General features: G+C 32.3%; 12 protein-coding genes. 9 read left to right on the top strand and 3 right to left on the bottom strand.

What is annotated here, in order from left to right; genetic code table 11:
* Positions 1 to 10: 10 nt before the first annotated feature.
* The gene (locus J2743_RS02105) at positions 11 to 1,933 is read left to right on the top strand and encodes an AAA family ATPase (protein ID WP_209624911.1); all 1,923 of its coding nucleotides are present in this window, start codon (positions 11 to 13) and stop codon (positions 1,931 to 1,933) included.
* 100 nt (positions 1,934 to 2,033) lie between these two features.
* Here the strand turns inward: J2743_RS02105 and J2743_RS12120 are convergent, their stop codons facing one another.
* Positions 2,034 to 2,159 (bottom strand): hypothetical protein, encoded by a 126-nt coding sequence (locus J2743_RS12120; RefSeq protein WP_280904172.1) that lies wholly within the window; start codon positions 2,157 to 2,159, stop codon positions 2,034 to 2,036.
* A gap of 507 nt (positions 2,160 to 2,666) precedes the next feature.
* On the opposite strand from J2743_RS12120, the gene J2743_RS02095 reads away from it, so the two are divergent.
* The gene (locus J2743_RS02095; protein WP_209624910.1) at positions 2,667 to 3,320 is read left to right on the top strand and encodes a DUF1523 family protein; all 654 of its coding nucleotides are present in this window, start codon (positions 2,667 to 2,669) and stop codon (positions 3,318 to 3,320) included.
* A gap of 706 nt (positions 3,321 to 4,026) precedes the next feature.
* Positions 4,027 to 4,659, top strand: a complete 633-nt coding sequence (locus J2743_RS02090; RefSeq protein WP_209624909.1) for a YrzE family protein — start codon at positions 4,027 to 4,029, stop codon at positions 4,657 to 4,659.
* A gap of 310 nt (positions 4,660 to 4,969) precedes the next feature.
* On the opposite strand, the gene J2743_RS02085 is transcribed toward J2743_RS02090, so the two are convergent.
* Complete coding sequence (locus tag J2743_RS02085; protein ID WP_209624908.1) at positions 4,970 to 5,134, bottom strand: hypothetical protein; 165 nt, start codon at positions 5,132 to 5,134, stop codon at positions 4,970 to 4,972.
* A gap of 691 nt (positions 5,135 to 5,825) precedes the next feature.
* Between J2743_RS02085 and J2743_RS02080 the strand changes: the two genes are divergently transcribed.
* The 4 genes from J2743_RS02080 to J2743_RS02065 all read left to right on the top strand — a co-directional run bounded on the left by J2743_RS02080 (position 5,826) and on the right by J2743_RS02065 (position 10,246).
* Complete coding sequence (locus J2743_RS02080; protein ID WP_209624907.1) at positions 5,826 to 6,146, top strand: DUF488 domain-containing protein; 321 nt, start codon at positions 5,826 to 5,828, stop codon at positions 6,144 to 6,146.
* Positions 6,147 to 6,507: 361 nt separating this feature from the next.
* Positions 6,508 to 7,410 (top strand): Ppx/GppA phosphatase family protein, encoded by a 903-nt coding sequence (locus J2743_RS02075; protein ID WP_209624906.1) that lies wholly within the window; start codon positions 6,508 to 6,510, stop codon positions 7,408 to 7,410.
* A gap of 1 nt (position 7,411) precedes the next feature.
* Entirely contained in the window at positions 7,412 to 9,544 is a 2,133-nt protein-coding gene (gene ppk1, locus J2743_RS02070; protein WP_209624905.1) for a polyphosphate kinase 1, read from the top strand.
* Between the two features lie 78 nt (positions 9,545 to 9,622).
* Positions 9,623 to 10,246, top strand: coding sequence for a V4R domain-containing protein (locus J2743_RS02065; protein WP_209624904.1), 624 nt, complete (start codon positions 9,623 to 9,625; stop codon positions 10,244 to 10,246).
* Positions 10,247 to 10,345: 99 nt separating this feature from the next.
* On the opposite strand, the gene J2743_RS02060 is transcribed toward J2743_RS02065, so the two are convergent.
* The gene (locus J2743_RS02060; RefSeq protein WP_209624903.1) at positions 10,346 to 12,364 is read right to left on the bottom strand and encodes a PAS domain-containing sensor histidine kinase; all 2,019 of its coding nucleotides are present in this window, start codon (positions 12,362 to 12,364) and stop codon (positions 10,346 to 10,348) included.
* A gap of 279 nt (positions 12,365 to 12,643) precedes the next feature.
* Between J2743_RS02060 and J2743_RS02055 the strand changes: the two genes are divergently transcribed.
* Entirely contained in the window at positions 12,644 to 14,182 is a 1,539-nt protein-coding gene (locus tag J2743_RS02055) for a radical SAM/SPASM domain-containing protein (protein WP_337971963.1), read from the top strand.
* 4 nt (positions 14,183 to 14,186) lie between these two features.
* A complete protein-coding gene (locus J2743_RS02050; protein ID WP_209624902.1) occupies positions 14,187 to 15,614 on the top strand; it encodes a B12-binding domain-containing radical SAM protein in 1,428 nt (475 codons plus the stop codon).
* Positions 15,615 to 15,779: the final 165 nt, after the last annotated feature.

The following is a 15,779-nucleotide window of genomic DNA, read 5'->3' as shown; positions in this document are numbered from 1 at the left end:
GGATATTCTTATGGGTGATATAATTAAGGAGCTAAAAATACCTAATGATTCTTATTTTTTTATCTCAGATGAAGGAAAAAAAGGAAAAAAATTAATGAATTTATCCAAAATTAACATTTTTATTGGTGAGAATAATTCTGGTAAAAGTCGATTGCTAAGACATATTATCAAAGAAGATGTAATTCATTTTGTACCTAGTAACAAAGACTTTGATAAATTAAATTTGTTTATTCCTGAAATAAATACAAAAATGAAAAAAGAATTTAAAAAATATCAAAATATAGATATTTTCAAACCTATTTTTGATAATCTTCCTAATAAAAAATTAGATTTTTTAATTTCAGGTGAAGATCCTTGTTATTCAATTGTAAATTCATATAATGCGATTAAAAAACTTGAAACTGAAAAAAGTTCATCTTTAGATGGTACTCGTTTACCAGTATTCGGAAAGCAAATGAAAGAACTCTTTGAGGTTTATTTCAAGGAATATTTTAAGAAATATCGTTCAATAGAAGAATTACAACTTAAATATGAATTTATTAAAGTTTATATTCCTATTTTAAGAGGGTTAAGACCCATAAATTATGGAGAAAGTGCAGTTAGTCTCAAAGGAGAAAAAATTTACCCTCCAGAATACATAGACAGAGATGTATATAAAATTCGCACTATAGCCGATTACTTTGTTTTAGACGAAACTAATATTAAAAAACAGAAAGAGTTCGATGATAATATAGTGTTCTCAGGATTAAATGCATATCAAGAAATTAGAAAACACATGCTCAATGAAAATGACAAAGACCGAGAAATGATCGAAGAATTTGAGGTTTATTTATCTGAAAATTTTTTTGGTTATGAAAAAGTTAAATTAACCCCTGCTGAAAACCAAGACGGGACCAAAAAAGATGTTATCTTAGTTAAAATTGGTAAAGAACAGGGAAAACCAATTTATGATCTTGGAGATGGAATACAATCCATTATAATAATTACATTGCCTTTATTTCTCTATAAAGATAAAATTAAAGATAATAAAAAAGTATTAATGTTCATAGAAGAACCTGAACATCTTTTACATCCCAGTTTACAACGCAAATTGATTGAAACCTTTAACCAAAAACGTTTTGAAGACTTTCAATTCTTTTTTACAACACATTCCAACCATTTTTTAGATATCTCTTTAGATTTTGAAGGTATTTCAATGTTCACGGTGAATAAATATTTAGATGATGACAATAACCCTAACTTTTTAGTTGAAAATGTTGATTTTGGAGATAATAACCTATTAAATTTATTGGGCATTCGAAGTTCTTCTGTTTTTCTTCCCAATTGTAATATTTGGGTAGAAGGACCAACGGACGCTTTTTATATTCGACGATATTTAAATATTTATCAAGATTATATGAAAAGGAATAATAAAAATTTTATAAAATTCGATGAAGATCGGCATTATTCCTTTTATATATACAACGGAAGTGATCTCAGCAATTTATTAGATTTGAGTTTGAATAATGAAGATAGGAGAATTAATAGGTTGTTATTAATAAGAGATGGTGATACTGAGAAAGATAAGAAAAAAAAGGAATATAATGATAAACTAAGAGTTAAATTAGGTAATAATTTTGAATTACTAAGTTGTTGGGAGATAGAAAACCTTTTATCTAAACCAGTTATTCTTGAAACTCTTAAAAATGATAAAAGATACAGAAATATCCAATTAGATGAAAATTTCAGAGAAGAAGATTATAAAAATGTAGATCTAGGAGATTTTATTAAAGAAAAGATTTGTGGAAATCAAATCACATGGAATCCAATTAAAAAGAAAAAGAAATTCTACGAAAAAGTTGAAAGGAATATTGTAAGTTGGAATAACCTATCCAAAGATTCAAAAAAATTATGTGAGAAAATATTTGATTTTATAAAAGAAAATAACTCTTAATTCATTCTATTTAAATTCTTGAATATAATTTATTTATATTGCTCTTTTCAGATTTTTTTTCGCCTTGCATTGGGACTCTACTAATCAAAAAAAATAACCCTTAACCTTCACCCTTAAGTTCCTTTATTTCCTTTTTCATCTCTGCAACTGTATCGCATAACTTGTTATTCTGCCGTTGCAATTCCCTTATCTCATCCAGTGTATACTTTACAGGAGAACTTTTCACAGACAGATCTTAAGTAGATTTTTCTTAACTCGTCTGAGTCGGCTAGGAAGTATGCCTCACTTAACCTATCCTTCAACTTGTGCCCCACTATGTGCTCCAGGATTTCCTCTGGCATTCCTGCGTTTATTAGTGGGTGTTGTGAGAATTTACGCATCATGTGACTGTTGACGTGGTAGAATCCATCCTCATCCTGCATTCGGTTAAGGAATTTGTTTATCCATAGGATGCATGTTTATGATAAAATACGAATAGAAAGTAATAAATATAACTTTGAAACAATTACCTACGATGATCAAAGAAGTTTATTATGAGGCTCTATGACTTATGATGGATATAATATGGACTGAAATTTGGATATGGATATAAATAAGTGATAGTTGGAATGAATTTATGAATTAAAATAAATTTATTAAATTTTGGAGTCAAATATAGGCTAATTTAATTGTGTTATATGTTTAACACAATATTACTCTTTTAATCATGCTAAGTAGAAGGAGAATAAAAAAAATGTTTGTACCACCAACTTGGGTAGAAGGACTTTTGATACAAATAGGCATGTATGTAGTGCTCCCTTTAATTATCGCTATAATTTCTGTGATAGTAATATGGAAAAAATCGAACCACAAGGAATCACTTCACAATGAACCACAACACAAAGAATCAAACCACAATGAACCACAACACAAAGAATCACATCATAAGAGATCAAAGCACTGGGGATCAAAAATTATAACATTTATTTTTGTTTTTATTGTAGCAATCATAGTAATATATCCAATTGGTTGTGTATACTGGTTCAATGCATATGAAGTACCATCTATACAAGAAAAAACAATCACAGTTCAAGGATGGGAACCTAGACCTGGAATAATTCCCAATAATAATGGTATGATGACGATAAGCAATGCAGACCAACTATTACTAGTCACAACGGAAAATGAAGGTTTTTTTAATATGGAAAATTTCTTGTTTGGTAAATTTAATACAAGGGATATTTTTAACCAGTTAAAAGTAGGGGGAACCTACAAAATCAGATATTATGGGTGGAGAAATGGATTTAATAGCGGATTTCCAAATATACTGAGTGTTGAACAAGTAGTAAATGAAACAGGTGCCAAAAATAACACTTATGGTGACTATTTCGGCACCAAGTTATGGTGACTATTTCAGCACAAAATTTGCAAGCTAACAAAGAATTTATAATCCTTTTCTTTTTAAATGAACAAAAACAGTTCATCAAAGACCTCATTACGATCTTATTGGTAAGATATTCCATTAAAATTGGATAAAAATAGTACAAAAATATATAACAAGATAAATGGTAGTTAAATGGAGCTTAATAGATACTATAAACCATTGTGCATAATTGTAGCAATAGGCGTGCTTTTATCATGGATATTTAAATTAAATCCACTTTTTTATTTGCTGATTATGATTTTAGGCGGATTATCTTTGGGTAAATATGAGAATAAAGAAGGAAAAAGTGGATTTTTTTATTTAGGCTTATTAGGACTAATGTGTCTTATACCATTTTTATTTATTTTATTACTTATTTTCATCCAAAAACTCTTACAATACTTCATTTAACTTGATAAATACTTTTTTTATTTGATTAAACATTGCTCCTCGTTTTTGAGTCTATCCCAAAGATATTAATTAGTCTAAAAAAAATTCATGATTTTTAGATTGAATTTCCTCATAGGAAAGATAAATTGTTAGGGAAGGAGTAACCTTTGTTTAGTTTTCTTATTCTAAAAATAAATGGGTAGCAGGAGTTTTGTATTTAAGCATAATTATCCATTGAAAAATATTATTAATGCTGTGCACCAATCTATCATTGATTCAGATTTATTACAAAAGGGATAAAATGAGTTATTTAGTGTGTGATCAGTGCGGAGGATACTATGAACTCCATGAAAATGAATCTCCTGATGACTTTGAATCCTGTGAATGTGGGGGTAATTTAAAGGAAGTTGAAAACCTCAAAAATTTATGGCAATGTATCAACGTGGAATGTGACTACAAAGAATATGGGGAAAAAGATGATACATGTCCAAAATGTGGTAAATCATTTTATAAAGTAGATATTGACGAAAGTAGAAGAATATTCACATTAAAAAATAAATGCAAAGCTGATCCAGATTATCTAAATAAAAATAAACGATTTAATACAGTTGGCGCCATAATAATCGCTTATCTTGTAACTGGTTTTTTAATATTTCTCCTACGTTTTATACCAGACATACTTCTAGGAAACGTCTTAACAATATTTATAACTATTTTTGGGGGATTCGTTGCAACCTACCTAGCTAAATCTAATGAACCAATTATCGGATTATATTATGGTTTAGTAGATTTAGTGGGGAGAATACATCTGATTATAATCTTTAAATTTCAATACACCTTTTTATTTATATTATTTTTGATTTTAATCCCAGTATTTGGATTATTTGGAGGATACTTAGAAAAAATGTTAAGTTCAAGATTAAAAAAAAGATAAAACACTGAATTTAGATAAAAAAAATGAAATTACATTATCAAATCCAAAAAATAATCCATAACCATCACTTTTTAACTCTTTTTTCATCACCCATACTACACTACATAACTCTGTGGTTTTTATATTGGTAGTTCTCGAAATTCAGCAGCTGAATAACTGGCCTTAGAGTCTTTCATGGAGAAGTGTTCAATGTACCCCAAGACACAGCATTAGAGTAAAAAAAAGTTCCAGTTAGAGATTCACACCGCGAATCTCCAAAATTATAATAAGCATTTAACCAGTTACAAAAAACTTAGAAAAAATCCAAATATCATTCCACTTTACGGATAATAGCTACCCAAAGCCCATCTTTTTTTTGTAAATCCCACTCTAAGGAATCACCGGGACATAATTTCAAATCATTGCCTACTCTTGATGGAATATTAGTATTAATCTTTTTTTCATTAGTAGTTTCTATTTTCACTTTAGTTATCATAGGACAATCTTTTAGCCATTTCTATTATTAAAAGTTTTAGGAAGCCCTTTTCCAACGGTTTGTAATAAACACAAGTACGTACAGTTTCAATTACTTTATGGGAGCATTGATATTATTCTATAAAAACTCTCTAGTTTAAAGATAAAGTTAAAAACAAGTGTGATTAAACCTTAAACCCGTGGCAACTGGAGGAAAGGTTAGTTTCAACGAATTTCCATTGAAATAAATCAAACCCCACCTTAACAATTTTTATTTCCCCATTAAAAGTAGCATTGGTATATTGGGGATTAAAATGACTAACATTTTCAGTCCAAAAAGCGGTTTATTAAGATTAACCTTTGGTTAGGTGTTCATGGCCATTTTGTGATTCTGGACTTCCAAAAAAGTAGGTTTTAGGTATCAAACATGACTTTAAACCAATTTATTATTCTTTTTTTGGAATCATTTATTATAGCTCAAGGAATCTGGAATAGTAAACATTATAATGTAATTTAGAACTTAAAGTATGGGTTTGTGGAATTCCTCCTTATTTAACATCCAGTTAAGGTAATGTTTCAACTCCCATGGGATTGCTGGATTTATGGTATCAAGTTAGCACTATACCAGATTCCGTTAATTTTATATATCATGATTAATAATGTTAAATTAACCATCATGTTTAATCATGATAAATCTGTTGAGGTGATTATGAATGTTAAGACTGAAAAGTATAAACGAACTCCCCCAAGAAGAAGATGGATTCAGAATATTAATAGATGAATTCTGGCCTGAAAACTTATCCTCAAAAGAAGTTAAAGTTGATTTATGGCTCAAAGAAATAACACCCCCTACAGAACTTGAAGAATGGTCGGGAAGTGACAATTTATACTATGAAAAACTCGAAGCAGGGAGCATTGACGAACTTCAAAGGAAAAAAACTTTGATAAAATTTATCAGGGAGACTGAAAAAGAAAAAGGAACTGTGACCTTTTTATATTCAACTATAAAAAGTATAAATGAACTACCAGTTTAAAAAAAAAGTATCCTATCCCCCCACTTGAAAAAATAACGAGTAACTTAACAAATTTAAACTCTTAATTTTATTCTTTTAAAGTTAAATGAGAATTTATGGGCAGAATTTAAATTTAGCAACGTTGAAAACTGGTAATTTATTGCGAAAAATGATTCAACAACAGTTATTATCTTTAGAAAAATCATACTAACTTCAATTTTAGAACCTCCATACTGATTTCAAGGTTTTATACCATTTACACCAAAGTTAATCATTTTTCCATAATTGTGCTAATTAAAATAATTGCAGGATGTGGTATTGATTGAAAAGAATTAATTTTGAAGAAGAAACTAAATAAGATCAGTAACAAATGAGGTATTAAATGTTATACGGAATCGTAGATATTGGCTCAAACACAGTTAGATTAAATGTTTATAATTACAAAAATAATAAATTAAACATTATTTTTACTAGAAAAGAAAATTTGGGTTTAATTTTTTACATCAAAAAAGATAAACTAACTAAAGAAGGTATTAAAAAGTTAATTACTCTTTTAAAAGAGATTAAAGCTGATCTAGACCATTTGAATGTGAAATGTTACAGTTTCTTTTCCACGGCCCCCCTCAGGGTAATCAAAAACCGTGCCCAGGTTATCCAAATTATCCAAGACAATGTAAACATTGAAGTTGATGTACTTTCTGGTGAAGAAGAAGGAGCAATGAGTTTTTATGGCTCGGTATCCACCCTCAAAAAGGATAATGGAATTTTAATTGATGTTGGTGGAGGCAGTGTTGAAATTGTACTTTTCAAGAATAAAAAAATAATTAAAAGCTGTAGTATAGGTGTGGGTTCCCTAAAAATGTACAATGAATATGTATCTCTCCTTATACCCACAGAAAAAGAATGTAAATTAATTAAAAATGTAGTTTATTCTGAATTAGATAAAATCAACTTCGAAACTGACGAAAAAATCCCTTTTATGTGTGGTGTGGGCGGAAACATTCGCGCCATGGGCAAAATATTGGTAGATTTAAAGTTAATTAAGTCCAAAAAGGGTTTAATAGATATTAAATTGATAAAGAAGCTAAAAATGGAATTTAAGCCAGAAAAAAAGGATACATATACTGAGATATTGCAGGTAAAACCTTCCCGGATTCATACCTTTGTTCCGGCTTTGATCATAGTGGAATCCATTTCATCTTACTTTGGATGTGAAAAACTGCAGATCAGCAAATATACCGTTAGAGAAGGATATTTATATGAAAAATTGTTAAAACGGTGCTGAAATGTCTAAAGATTACAGTTATACTCAAAACCGTGAATTATCCTGGCTAAAATTTGATGACCGAGTTTTAGAAGAAGCAGAAGATCTTTCAGTTCCTTTACTGGAACGTTTGAAATTCATATCTATTTTTACCAGTAATCTGGATGAATTTTACATGGTTAGATGTGGAAGTCTCTATGATTTATCCCTTATCGAAAACGACTACTATGATAACAAAACCGGTTTAAATGCCCATGACCAGTTAGGTGCCATATTTGATCAGACTAAAGTTTTATTCAAACGCAGAGACAAGATATTTAAAACTGTTGATTCTCTCCTAAAGCAAGAAGGTATCTGTGATCTGAATTTTGATGATTTGACTAAAAAAGAAAAAAAATACTTGAGTAAATATTTCTCTGATTATATTTTCCCGGTTTTATCCCCCCAGATTATTGATATTCAACATCCATTTCCCCATTTGTTGAATAAATCCCTTTATGTGATGTTGATACTAAAAGATAAAGGGGAAAAAGTCTTTGGACTCATCCCCATACCCTCATCATTACCCAGGTTACTTTATATTCCAAAAAATGGGATGCGTTTTGTTTTATTGGAAAAAATAATACTTGAATATGCAGACAGAGTCTTCTCCAACTATGAAGTGGAGTTCAAGACCATTCTTTCTGTAACCAGGAACGCAGATATTGTCTTATCCAATTATCAAATGGATGAAGATGAGGACTACATGGGTTATATGAAAAAAATTTTAAAGAAAAGAACCCGTTTAGCTCCAATTAGATTAGAATTTTACAAGTACACCCATCCCAAATTAACCAATTTTCTGTGTAATAAATTGAATATTAATGAAAATCAGGTGATGGTTTCCAGTACTCCGCTGGATATGAGCTATGTAGATAAATTATTTGACCATGTTGAGGATGTGGATACAGTACTCTTTCATAAATTATCCTTCAATCCATATTATCCCAAGATCCCCAAAACCATTGGTAACGGGAAAATAATTCCCCAACTGAAAAAGAAGGATATTTTACTTTACTATCCCTATGATTCCATAGACCCTTTTTTAAGGTTATTGAAAGAAGCTGCCAATGATAAAAATGTTATATCCGTTCAGATCACTATTTACAGGCTGGCGAGATCTTCTTCTGTGATAAAATATTTACTGGAAGCCTGTGAGAATGGGAAGGATGTTACGGTTCTCATTGAACTCAGGGCCAGATTTGATGAGGCAAATAACATCCACTATGCAACCTTACTAAAAGAAGCAGGTTGCCGTGTTTTATACGGATTTGAAGAGTATAAGGTCCATTCCAAGATTTGTCTTATTACCCGAAGGGAACGAACTAAAATTCAGTATATCACTCAACTGGGAACTGGTAACTACAATGAAAAAACCTGTAAATTATACACTGATCTATGTTTCATGACCAGAAACCCGGAGATTGGAAAAGATGCCATGTTGTTTTTTAAAAATATGGCAATTTCCAATTTAAACGGGGATTATCAAAAGTTACTGGTGGCACCTTTCGGCCTGAAACAGGGATTAATAAAAAAGATCAATGAAGAAATTGATAACGCCCAGAAGGGGCTGCCTGCAAACATCATTATGAAAATGAATTCTCTAACTGACAGAGAACTAATTGACATGTTACAAAAAGCATCACGCGCAGGGGTTAAAATTAAATTGATCATTAGAGGGATCTGCTGTATTGTTCCAGGATTACCTGGGAAAACTGAAAACATAAAAATCATCAGCGTGGTAGGCCGATTCTTAGAACACTCAAGGATCTACTGCTTCGGTAACAAAGATAAAAATTCCATATACTTATCCAGCGCTGACTTGATGACCAGGAACACTGAAAAAAGAGTTGAAATTGCTTTCCCAATTGAAAATAAACTGTTAAAGGAAAGAATAATGAGTATGTTAATGATAATACTCAGTGATAATGTTAAATCCAGAAAAGTTAACAGTAAAGGTGATTATGAACGAATAGATACTGAAGGGGCAGAGTTAGTTGATTCTCAGGATTATTTTATGCATTATGAACCTCCAAAAATTAAAGAAAAAAAAGATCTAAGAAAAGAATCATTTTTAACCAGGTTAAAACAGTTTTTAAAGATGTATATTTTTTAAATATGAATTAACAGGTATTAACAAAAAATTTTAGAAAAATTCACCACATATGCACCATTAATTCCGTGAGGAATTCTAATGAATGATGAGGAAATGAAAAAAGCCGTTGAACATTATCGTTTACTGATAGAAGAAGAACTGGAACAGGAAAAAACTGTCAATGGCCAACGAATGGGCCCTAGAAAGTTTGTAAAAAAGATGAATATTGATTTAACGGATATAATTCATCCTAAACGGCCATTTTTAGGTAAAAAGGCTACAGATGAACTTGACACACTTTACGTCACCACGTTTAGGATTGGAAGCTCAAAAAATCCAGTTTCTTTGACTAAAGCAGGATATGGTACCGACATGGTTGGTGGAATAGAACTTGGGACAAATTTAGTCAAAAGCGGCCTAATAAAAAGTGTTGAAGATATTGTTCCTTTTTTAGCCAAATATAAAATAGGTATTCTCGATATTTTCAAGGAAGAAAAAATAGAAGATGGTAAAAGGCTTGATTTAAGAGTTTATGAATGTATTGAATGTTGTGGTTTGCCTAACATAGGAAAACCAACCTGCTACTTCGAAACAGGTATGATCATTGGCCTGTTGGGGGAATTTACAGATAAAAAGGTTTTTGCAGAGGAGGTAAGGTGCTGGACCAGTGGTTACTCCTTCTGTCAATTTAATGTTGAAATAAAGGAACCAGGAAATGAATAAAATGTTTGTGAAATTTGGCTAAAAACAGTGAGAAAAAAACTCTTTATACAGTTCATGTAAACTCTGGTTTCCTGATTTTTTGCTCCTAAATTAATATAATCATTTTTTCTCAAATTCTTTAAACTTAATTTTAATTTCTGCACCATTAGTTCCACCAACCTCGATCTCACCATCAATTTGGTGAGTAAGGTTGTTTACAATTTGTAAACCCAATGAACTAATTTTTTCTAAATCTAAATCATCAGGTAATCCTATACCATCATCAGCTACTCGCAAGATTAAAGTTTCATTTTCTGGGTAGAATTCAACCGTGATTTCTCCAGTTTCATCCCCGGGAAATGCGTATTTCATACTGTTGGTTACAATCTCATTAACTATCAACCCTAAAGGAACTGCAGTGTTAATATCTATCATTAAATCTTCTACTTTTAAATTTAGTTTTATGCGATTTGGATCAGGCACATAAGTGTAGAACAAATTTTTGGTTAGAGAGCGGATGTAATCACCAAAATCTATTTGCTTTAGATCAGTGGAACGATACAGGCTTTCGTGTATAAGAGCCATGGATTTTGCCCGATTTTCGCTCTCACGGAAAACACTTAAGACATCTTCATCTTCAATATGCTGAGACTGCAGGTTCAATAGACTAGATATCACCATTAAATTGTTTTTAACTCTGTGGTGTATTTCTTTAATAAGCATCTCTTTTTCTTCCAGAGCAATTTCTAACTTTTTCTGAGTCTCTTTAATGTTTGTAATATCTTGGTTTGTGCCGTAGACATTGATAAGGTTACCTTCCTCACCTTTGACAAATTTAACATTTGAAACTATATAACGGGTCTCACCATCTCGACGAATTATCCTGTACTCCAGATTAGTATCTGATTTGGTGATGGCATCTTCAACAATTTGAGCATCGTCAGGGTGTACAAATTCTTTTATATAGTCATCCACAGACAGCAAATAACCACCCTCTTCTTCTGCTGTTGTGCCACACATGGTATAAAAACGATCATTAAAGGTGAAACTTCTCTTAAATATGTCAAATTCCCAGTTAGCCAAATTAGCTAGAGAAATAGCATTTTCCAAGCAAAATTTGCTTAATTTTAAGTCTTCCTCTGCCTTCATTCGCTGGGTAACATCAGTTAAAAACCCTAAATATTTCTTTTTTGGAAGTTTAACACATTTTATGGTCCCATTTCTCGTCTGACCATTTTTATGCAGGAATTTGAATTCTAAAGCAGCCTGTTCTGTCAGTTGTGAATTCAAAAGTTCTTTGGTAACTCCTTCCAGATATTTTAATGGGACTAAACCAGGAATACCCATTTTAAAAAGTTCTTCTTTGGAATATCCTGTTATGTCACTGACCATTTCATTCACTTCAAGATAACGGCCGTTTTCATCAGTTACGATAATACCATATGGGGCATTATCTACATAACTGCGGTATTTGGCTTCATTTTCTAAAATTTTAGTCTCAGCTCTTCGCCTCTCTATAACCACTGCCGCCATCTTAACTAAAACTTCTATAAACTCCTTATTTTCAATTTTAGTGCCCTTTTTTAAGCCTATGTCCACAGCTCCATACATTCTTCCTTTACAACTTAAACCAATGTTGTAGATCCTCCCAAGACACAATGATTTTTCAATGGACTGACAAATATTCCTGGATACTCTGCCTAATAAAAGTTGATGCAAGCCTTCATCCATCTTATTAAGATGACCCGTTAAAAAAAGACCATAGTTTATACTGCGTGGAATATTCAAACCAAACATGCTTCGACCTAAAACTTTTTGGGATAATTCCTCCACAGTTTTTCTTTGACCTGAAATTGAACAAATTCTGAAACTATCAGAATCTTCATCATAGGCACTTACCAAGATGATAGCATCTTTGAATAATCCTTTCAACTTTTCAGCCAAAAAATCGTATATGTCCATTTCTAAAGGAATTTCTACAAATTCCATAACAATTTGAGATAAAAATCGTTCATTTATGACTAGTTGACCATCATATTCTTTTTCAATTTTTAAACCAGAGTTTAGTTCGATATAATCCTCTTTTAACCTTTCTAATTCATTTCCAAGTACTTCTCTGGATTTGTTTTTAGATGACATTGTAAACCTTCAATAAAATTACAATACACTACCAAATTGTACAATTATCCTATTCTGTAGCCTTCTTATCACACTTTTGTATCATGGCTTATTAATAGCTTTACAATTATGGGATTCGGAAAAATTTATAAACTATACAGTTTAATTTATATTAAGGTGAAATAAGCTGTAATAAGATAAAACTTTTATTTTATTATGAATTCATTACCACTCTTTTTATCTGAAAAGTTTATTTTGATCCTTAAATAGTTATTTGTGACCGATTGAGGGGTGCATGAAGTGACAAATGACGTTGAAAGAGAAGATGATGCTGATCCATCCGATGATAATTTAGAAAGTATGATAGGTACTTTCGAAAGTATTGCTAATAATCCATTTTCCAGATTACTTCTTAAAAAAACATTAGAACACTGCGAAAAGGATGGTACCAATCGATTAGAAGTTGGTTTGGAACTATTTTTAGGTAAAAGGGAAGATGCATGCATAATCTGCAGGTTACTATCTAAGATCATAACTTACCTTATAAATAAAGGATTTGCTAATTTTAGAGTCTCAGAATCTGAATTCAGGGAAGTAATGGAAGATCCATACTGGGTAAAAGGTTTAAGTAGCGTTATTAAAGGCATAGCCTTATTCGGAGTTCAGAAACCATTTGTACCGGGTGCACCATTCCAGGTGGTGTGGAACATCACCAGAAGATGCAATATGAAATGTGAACATTGCTATGAAAACGCAGGACGTAAAGATAAAGACGAACTGAATTATCAACAAATTATTAAAGGCCTTGACATTCTTGCCGAATCGGGTGTAACTTCTGTGGCATTTTCCGGAGGTGAACCAACCATCCATCCTTGCATCCATGAATTCATCCAACATTCAAAGGATCAGGGAATGTTTGCAGCCATGGCCACCAATGGATATTCCCTTTCTAAACAAAAAAATGTTGATAAATATGTTGATTCTGGGTTAGAGTTTGTACAGATAAGTCTTGATGGTCTGGACCCTGCCACACATGATTCATTCCGGGGAGTTAACGGTGCCTGGGATAAGGCTGTTCAGGCTATTAATAACTGTGTTGAAGCTGACCTATTTGTGGAAGTTGCCACCACAGTAACTGAACATAATTTCAATGAAATACCCTTGATGATGGAGTTTGTAAGGGAATTGGGTGTCCAGTGGTTCATGCTTTACAATTTCATACCCACTGGAAATGGTAGCAAAATCATGGACATGGACATTTCGCCAGAAATGAGGCAGAGTTTACTGGAAGATGCATATTCACAAAATGGGAAAGGGGAAATGCAAATCTTATCCACTGCACCACAATATGCAAGGATTGCAAAATCTTTAGCCTCCCAAAAATCTAATATTATTCCAACACATTTCTACAATCCAGAGTATATCAATAACTCTTTGAAAAAACTCGCTGATTTTATAGGAGGTTGTGGGGCTGGAAGGTTTTATCTTAGCTTAGAACCCAATGGAGACATATTCCCCTGCGTTTTTTTCCCTCACACCGAAGAGGTGCGTCTAGGCAACATTCTTTCTGATGATTTTAATGTTTTATGGAAAAATAATGATCTATTACTGAAATTACGTGATAAAAACATCCTACATGGGCATTGCGGGGTGTGTGAATCCCAATTTATTTGCGGAGGATGCAGAGCCAGAGCATACAACTATTTTAATGATATACTGGCACCGGATCCAGGATGCATCAACAACAATAACGAATGGATGAATATTAAAAAAAGACTTAATGCTGCTCAAGAACTTCCAGATGGTAGAATTTTAATTGATCTTAAAGTTGAAGGCTGATACGATGGATGTGATATTAATAAACCCCTATGATGAGAATGCTGTGAAAAATAGTTTAGGATTCATCACTCCTCCACTGAATCTGATGTACTTGGCATCTTCCCTGGAAAATGCTTCATTTTCTGTTAAAATAATTGATGATGATTTAATGCAGATGGGATATGAGAAGGTATCTGAAATTGCAGCCAAACTAAATCCTCAGATAATGGCAATTACCGCAACCACTTCCACCATAAACACCGCCCTGAAGTATATGGAGTTTGCAAAAAAATTCCTACCTGACTCTTTATTCGTGATAGGTGGCCCTCATCCAACATTCATGCCTGAAAATATTTTAAAAACTTCGGAGGGCATTGATGTGGTTGTTAGGGGTGAGGGTGAAAAAACCATGGTTGATCTGACTGAAAATCAGATTGATAACCATGGCAGAGATCTGGAAGAAGTTAGTGGAATTGCATACAAAGATCTGAAGGAAGGAAACATCAAATTCACTCCCCCCAGACCTCTTATAAAGGATCTGGATTCCCTACCTTTACCTGCTAGACACTTGGTGCCATTCGATTCTTATGGTGTTTCTCGAGAACAATCCGGAGGGATGATCACCAGTAGAGGATGTGTTTACTCGTGTGGATACTGTTCTTCGTCGTTGATCATGGGTAAAAAATTCAGATCCCGCAGTCCTGAGAATGTAGTTGACGAAATCGAGGAATTACTGCATAAATATAAACTAAGGGACATAGCATTCATGGATGACACATTCATGCTCAACAAAAAAAGAGCCTCTCAAATAGCCCAGGAAATTGAAGATAGAAACTTAGATGTGAGTTTCGTTGCCTCCTCTCGAGTGGATATGGTTGATAATAATTTGCTCAGGAAACTGAAAAAGGCAGGTATGAGCACCTTATACTACGGTGTTGAATCAGGATCTCAGCGAATTTTGGATTTGATGAAAAAAGGAATTACCCTTCAAGAAGCAGAAACTGCTGTTAAAAGTGCCAAGAATGTAGGTTTAGAAGTTTTAACTTCATTTATACTGGGTTATCCTGGTGAAACCAAAGAAGACATAGATCAGACCATTGATTTCTCCATAAAGTTAAATCCAGACTACAGTCAATACTCCATTTTAACACCATTTCCAGGGACCCCTATCTATCAAGAACTTCACAAAAAAGGATTGATTGACACCAACAACTGGGATAAATATACCGTTTTGAAGCCGGTTTTGAAGTATGAACAGCTAGGTTTAACCAAGGCGATGGTTGAAAGAAAACTGGCAGAAGCATATCTAAAATTTTATTCAAGACCTAAATATCTGATGAAACATCGCCATATGATAAGCGTGATCTTCCAGATCATTCTGCGCAGTTTTATACTTCCCAGATTAAAGGGAAGTACTGGTAAAGGATGGTATCAAAAATTAAAGGAATCTTAAAATTTGAACAAAATAAATCATTTACTCCCTAATTAAATTGATTTTAACATATTTTTTTGTATGAATCATCAGACACTGTCTGATTTTCTAGTGATATGATGATTTTTTTTGTTTTGGTTATAAAATTTTTTTGGTAAATTTTTAATTTTTAGAAGGTTGTTCTTT

Source organism: Methanobacterium petrolearium (genome assembly GCF_017873625.1).
Taxonomy (GTDB): domain Archaea; phylum Methanobacteriota; class Methanobacteria; order Methanobacteriales; family Methanobacteriaceae; genus Methanobacterium; species Methanobacterium petrolearium.
The sequence above is the reverse complement of the archived record's forward strand: the minus strand, read 5'-3'. Positions and strand labels throughout refer to the sequence as shown.

What these genes read in the sequence shown, in the direction of transcription:
- J2743_RS02105 (WP_209624911.1), top strand. Translation starts at nt 11, where the DNA reads ATGGGTGATATAATTAAGGAGCTAAAAATACCTAATGATTCTTATTTT.
- J2743_RS02095 (WP_209624910.1), top strand. Translation starts at nt 2,667, where the DNA reads ATGTTTGTACCACCAACTTGGGTAGAAGGACTTTTGATACAAATAGGC.
- J2743_RS02090 (WP_209624909.1), top strand. Translation starts at nt 4,027, where the DNA reads ATGAGTTATTTAGTGTGTGATCAGTGCGGAGGATACTATGAACTCCAT.
- J2743_RS02085 (WP_209624908.1), bottom strand. Translation starts at nt 5,134, where the DNA reads ATGATAACTAAAGTGAAAATAGAAACTACTAATGAAAAAAAGATTAAT.
- J2743_RS02080 (WP_209624907.1), top strand. Translation starts at nt 5,826, where the DNA reads ATGTTAAGACTGAAAAGTATAAACGAACTCCCCCAAGAAGAAGATGGA.
- J2743_RS02075 (WP_209624906.1), top strand. Translation starts at nt 6,508, where the DNA reads ATGTTATACGGAATCGTAGATATTGGCTCAAACACAGTTAGATTAAAT.
- ppk1 (WP_209624905.1), top strand. Translation starts at nt 7,412, where the DNA reads ATGTCTAAAGATTACAGTTATACTCAAAACCGTGAATTATCCTGGCTA.
- J2743_RS02065 (WP_209624904.1), top strand. Translation starts at nt 9,623, where the DNA reads ATGAATGATGAGGAAATGAAAAAAGCCGTTGAACATTATCGTTTACTG.
- J2743_RS02060 (WP_209624903.1), bottom strand. Translation starts at nt 12,364, where the DNA reads ATGTCATCTAAAAACAAATCCAGAGAAGTACTTGGAAATGAATTAGAA.
- J2743_RS02050 (WP_209624902.1), top strand. Translation starts at nt 14,187, where the DNA reads ATGGATGTGATATTAATAAACCCCTATGATGAGAATGCTGTGAAAAAT.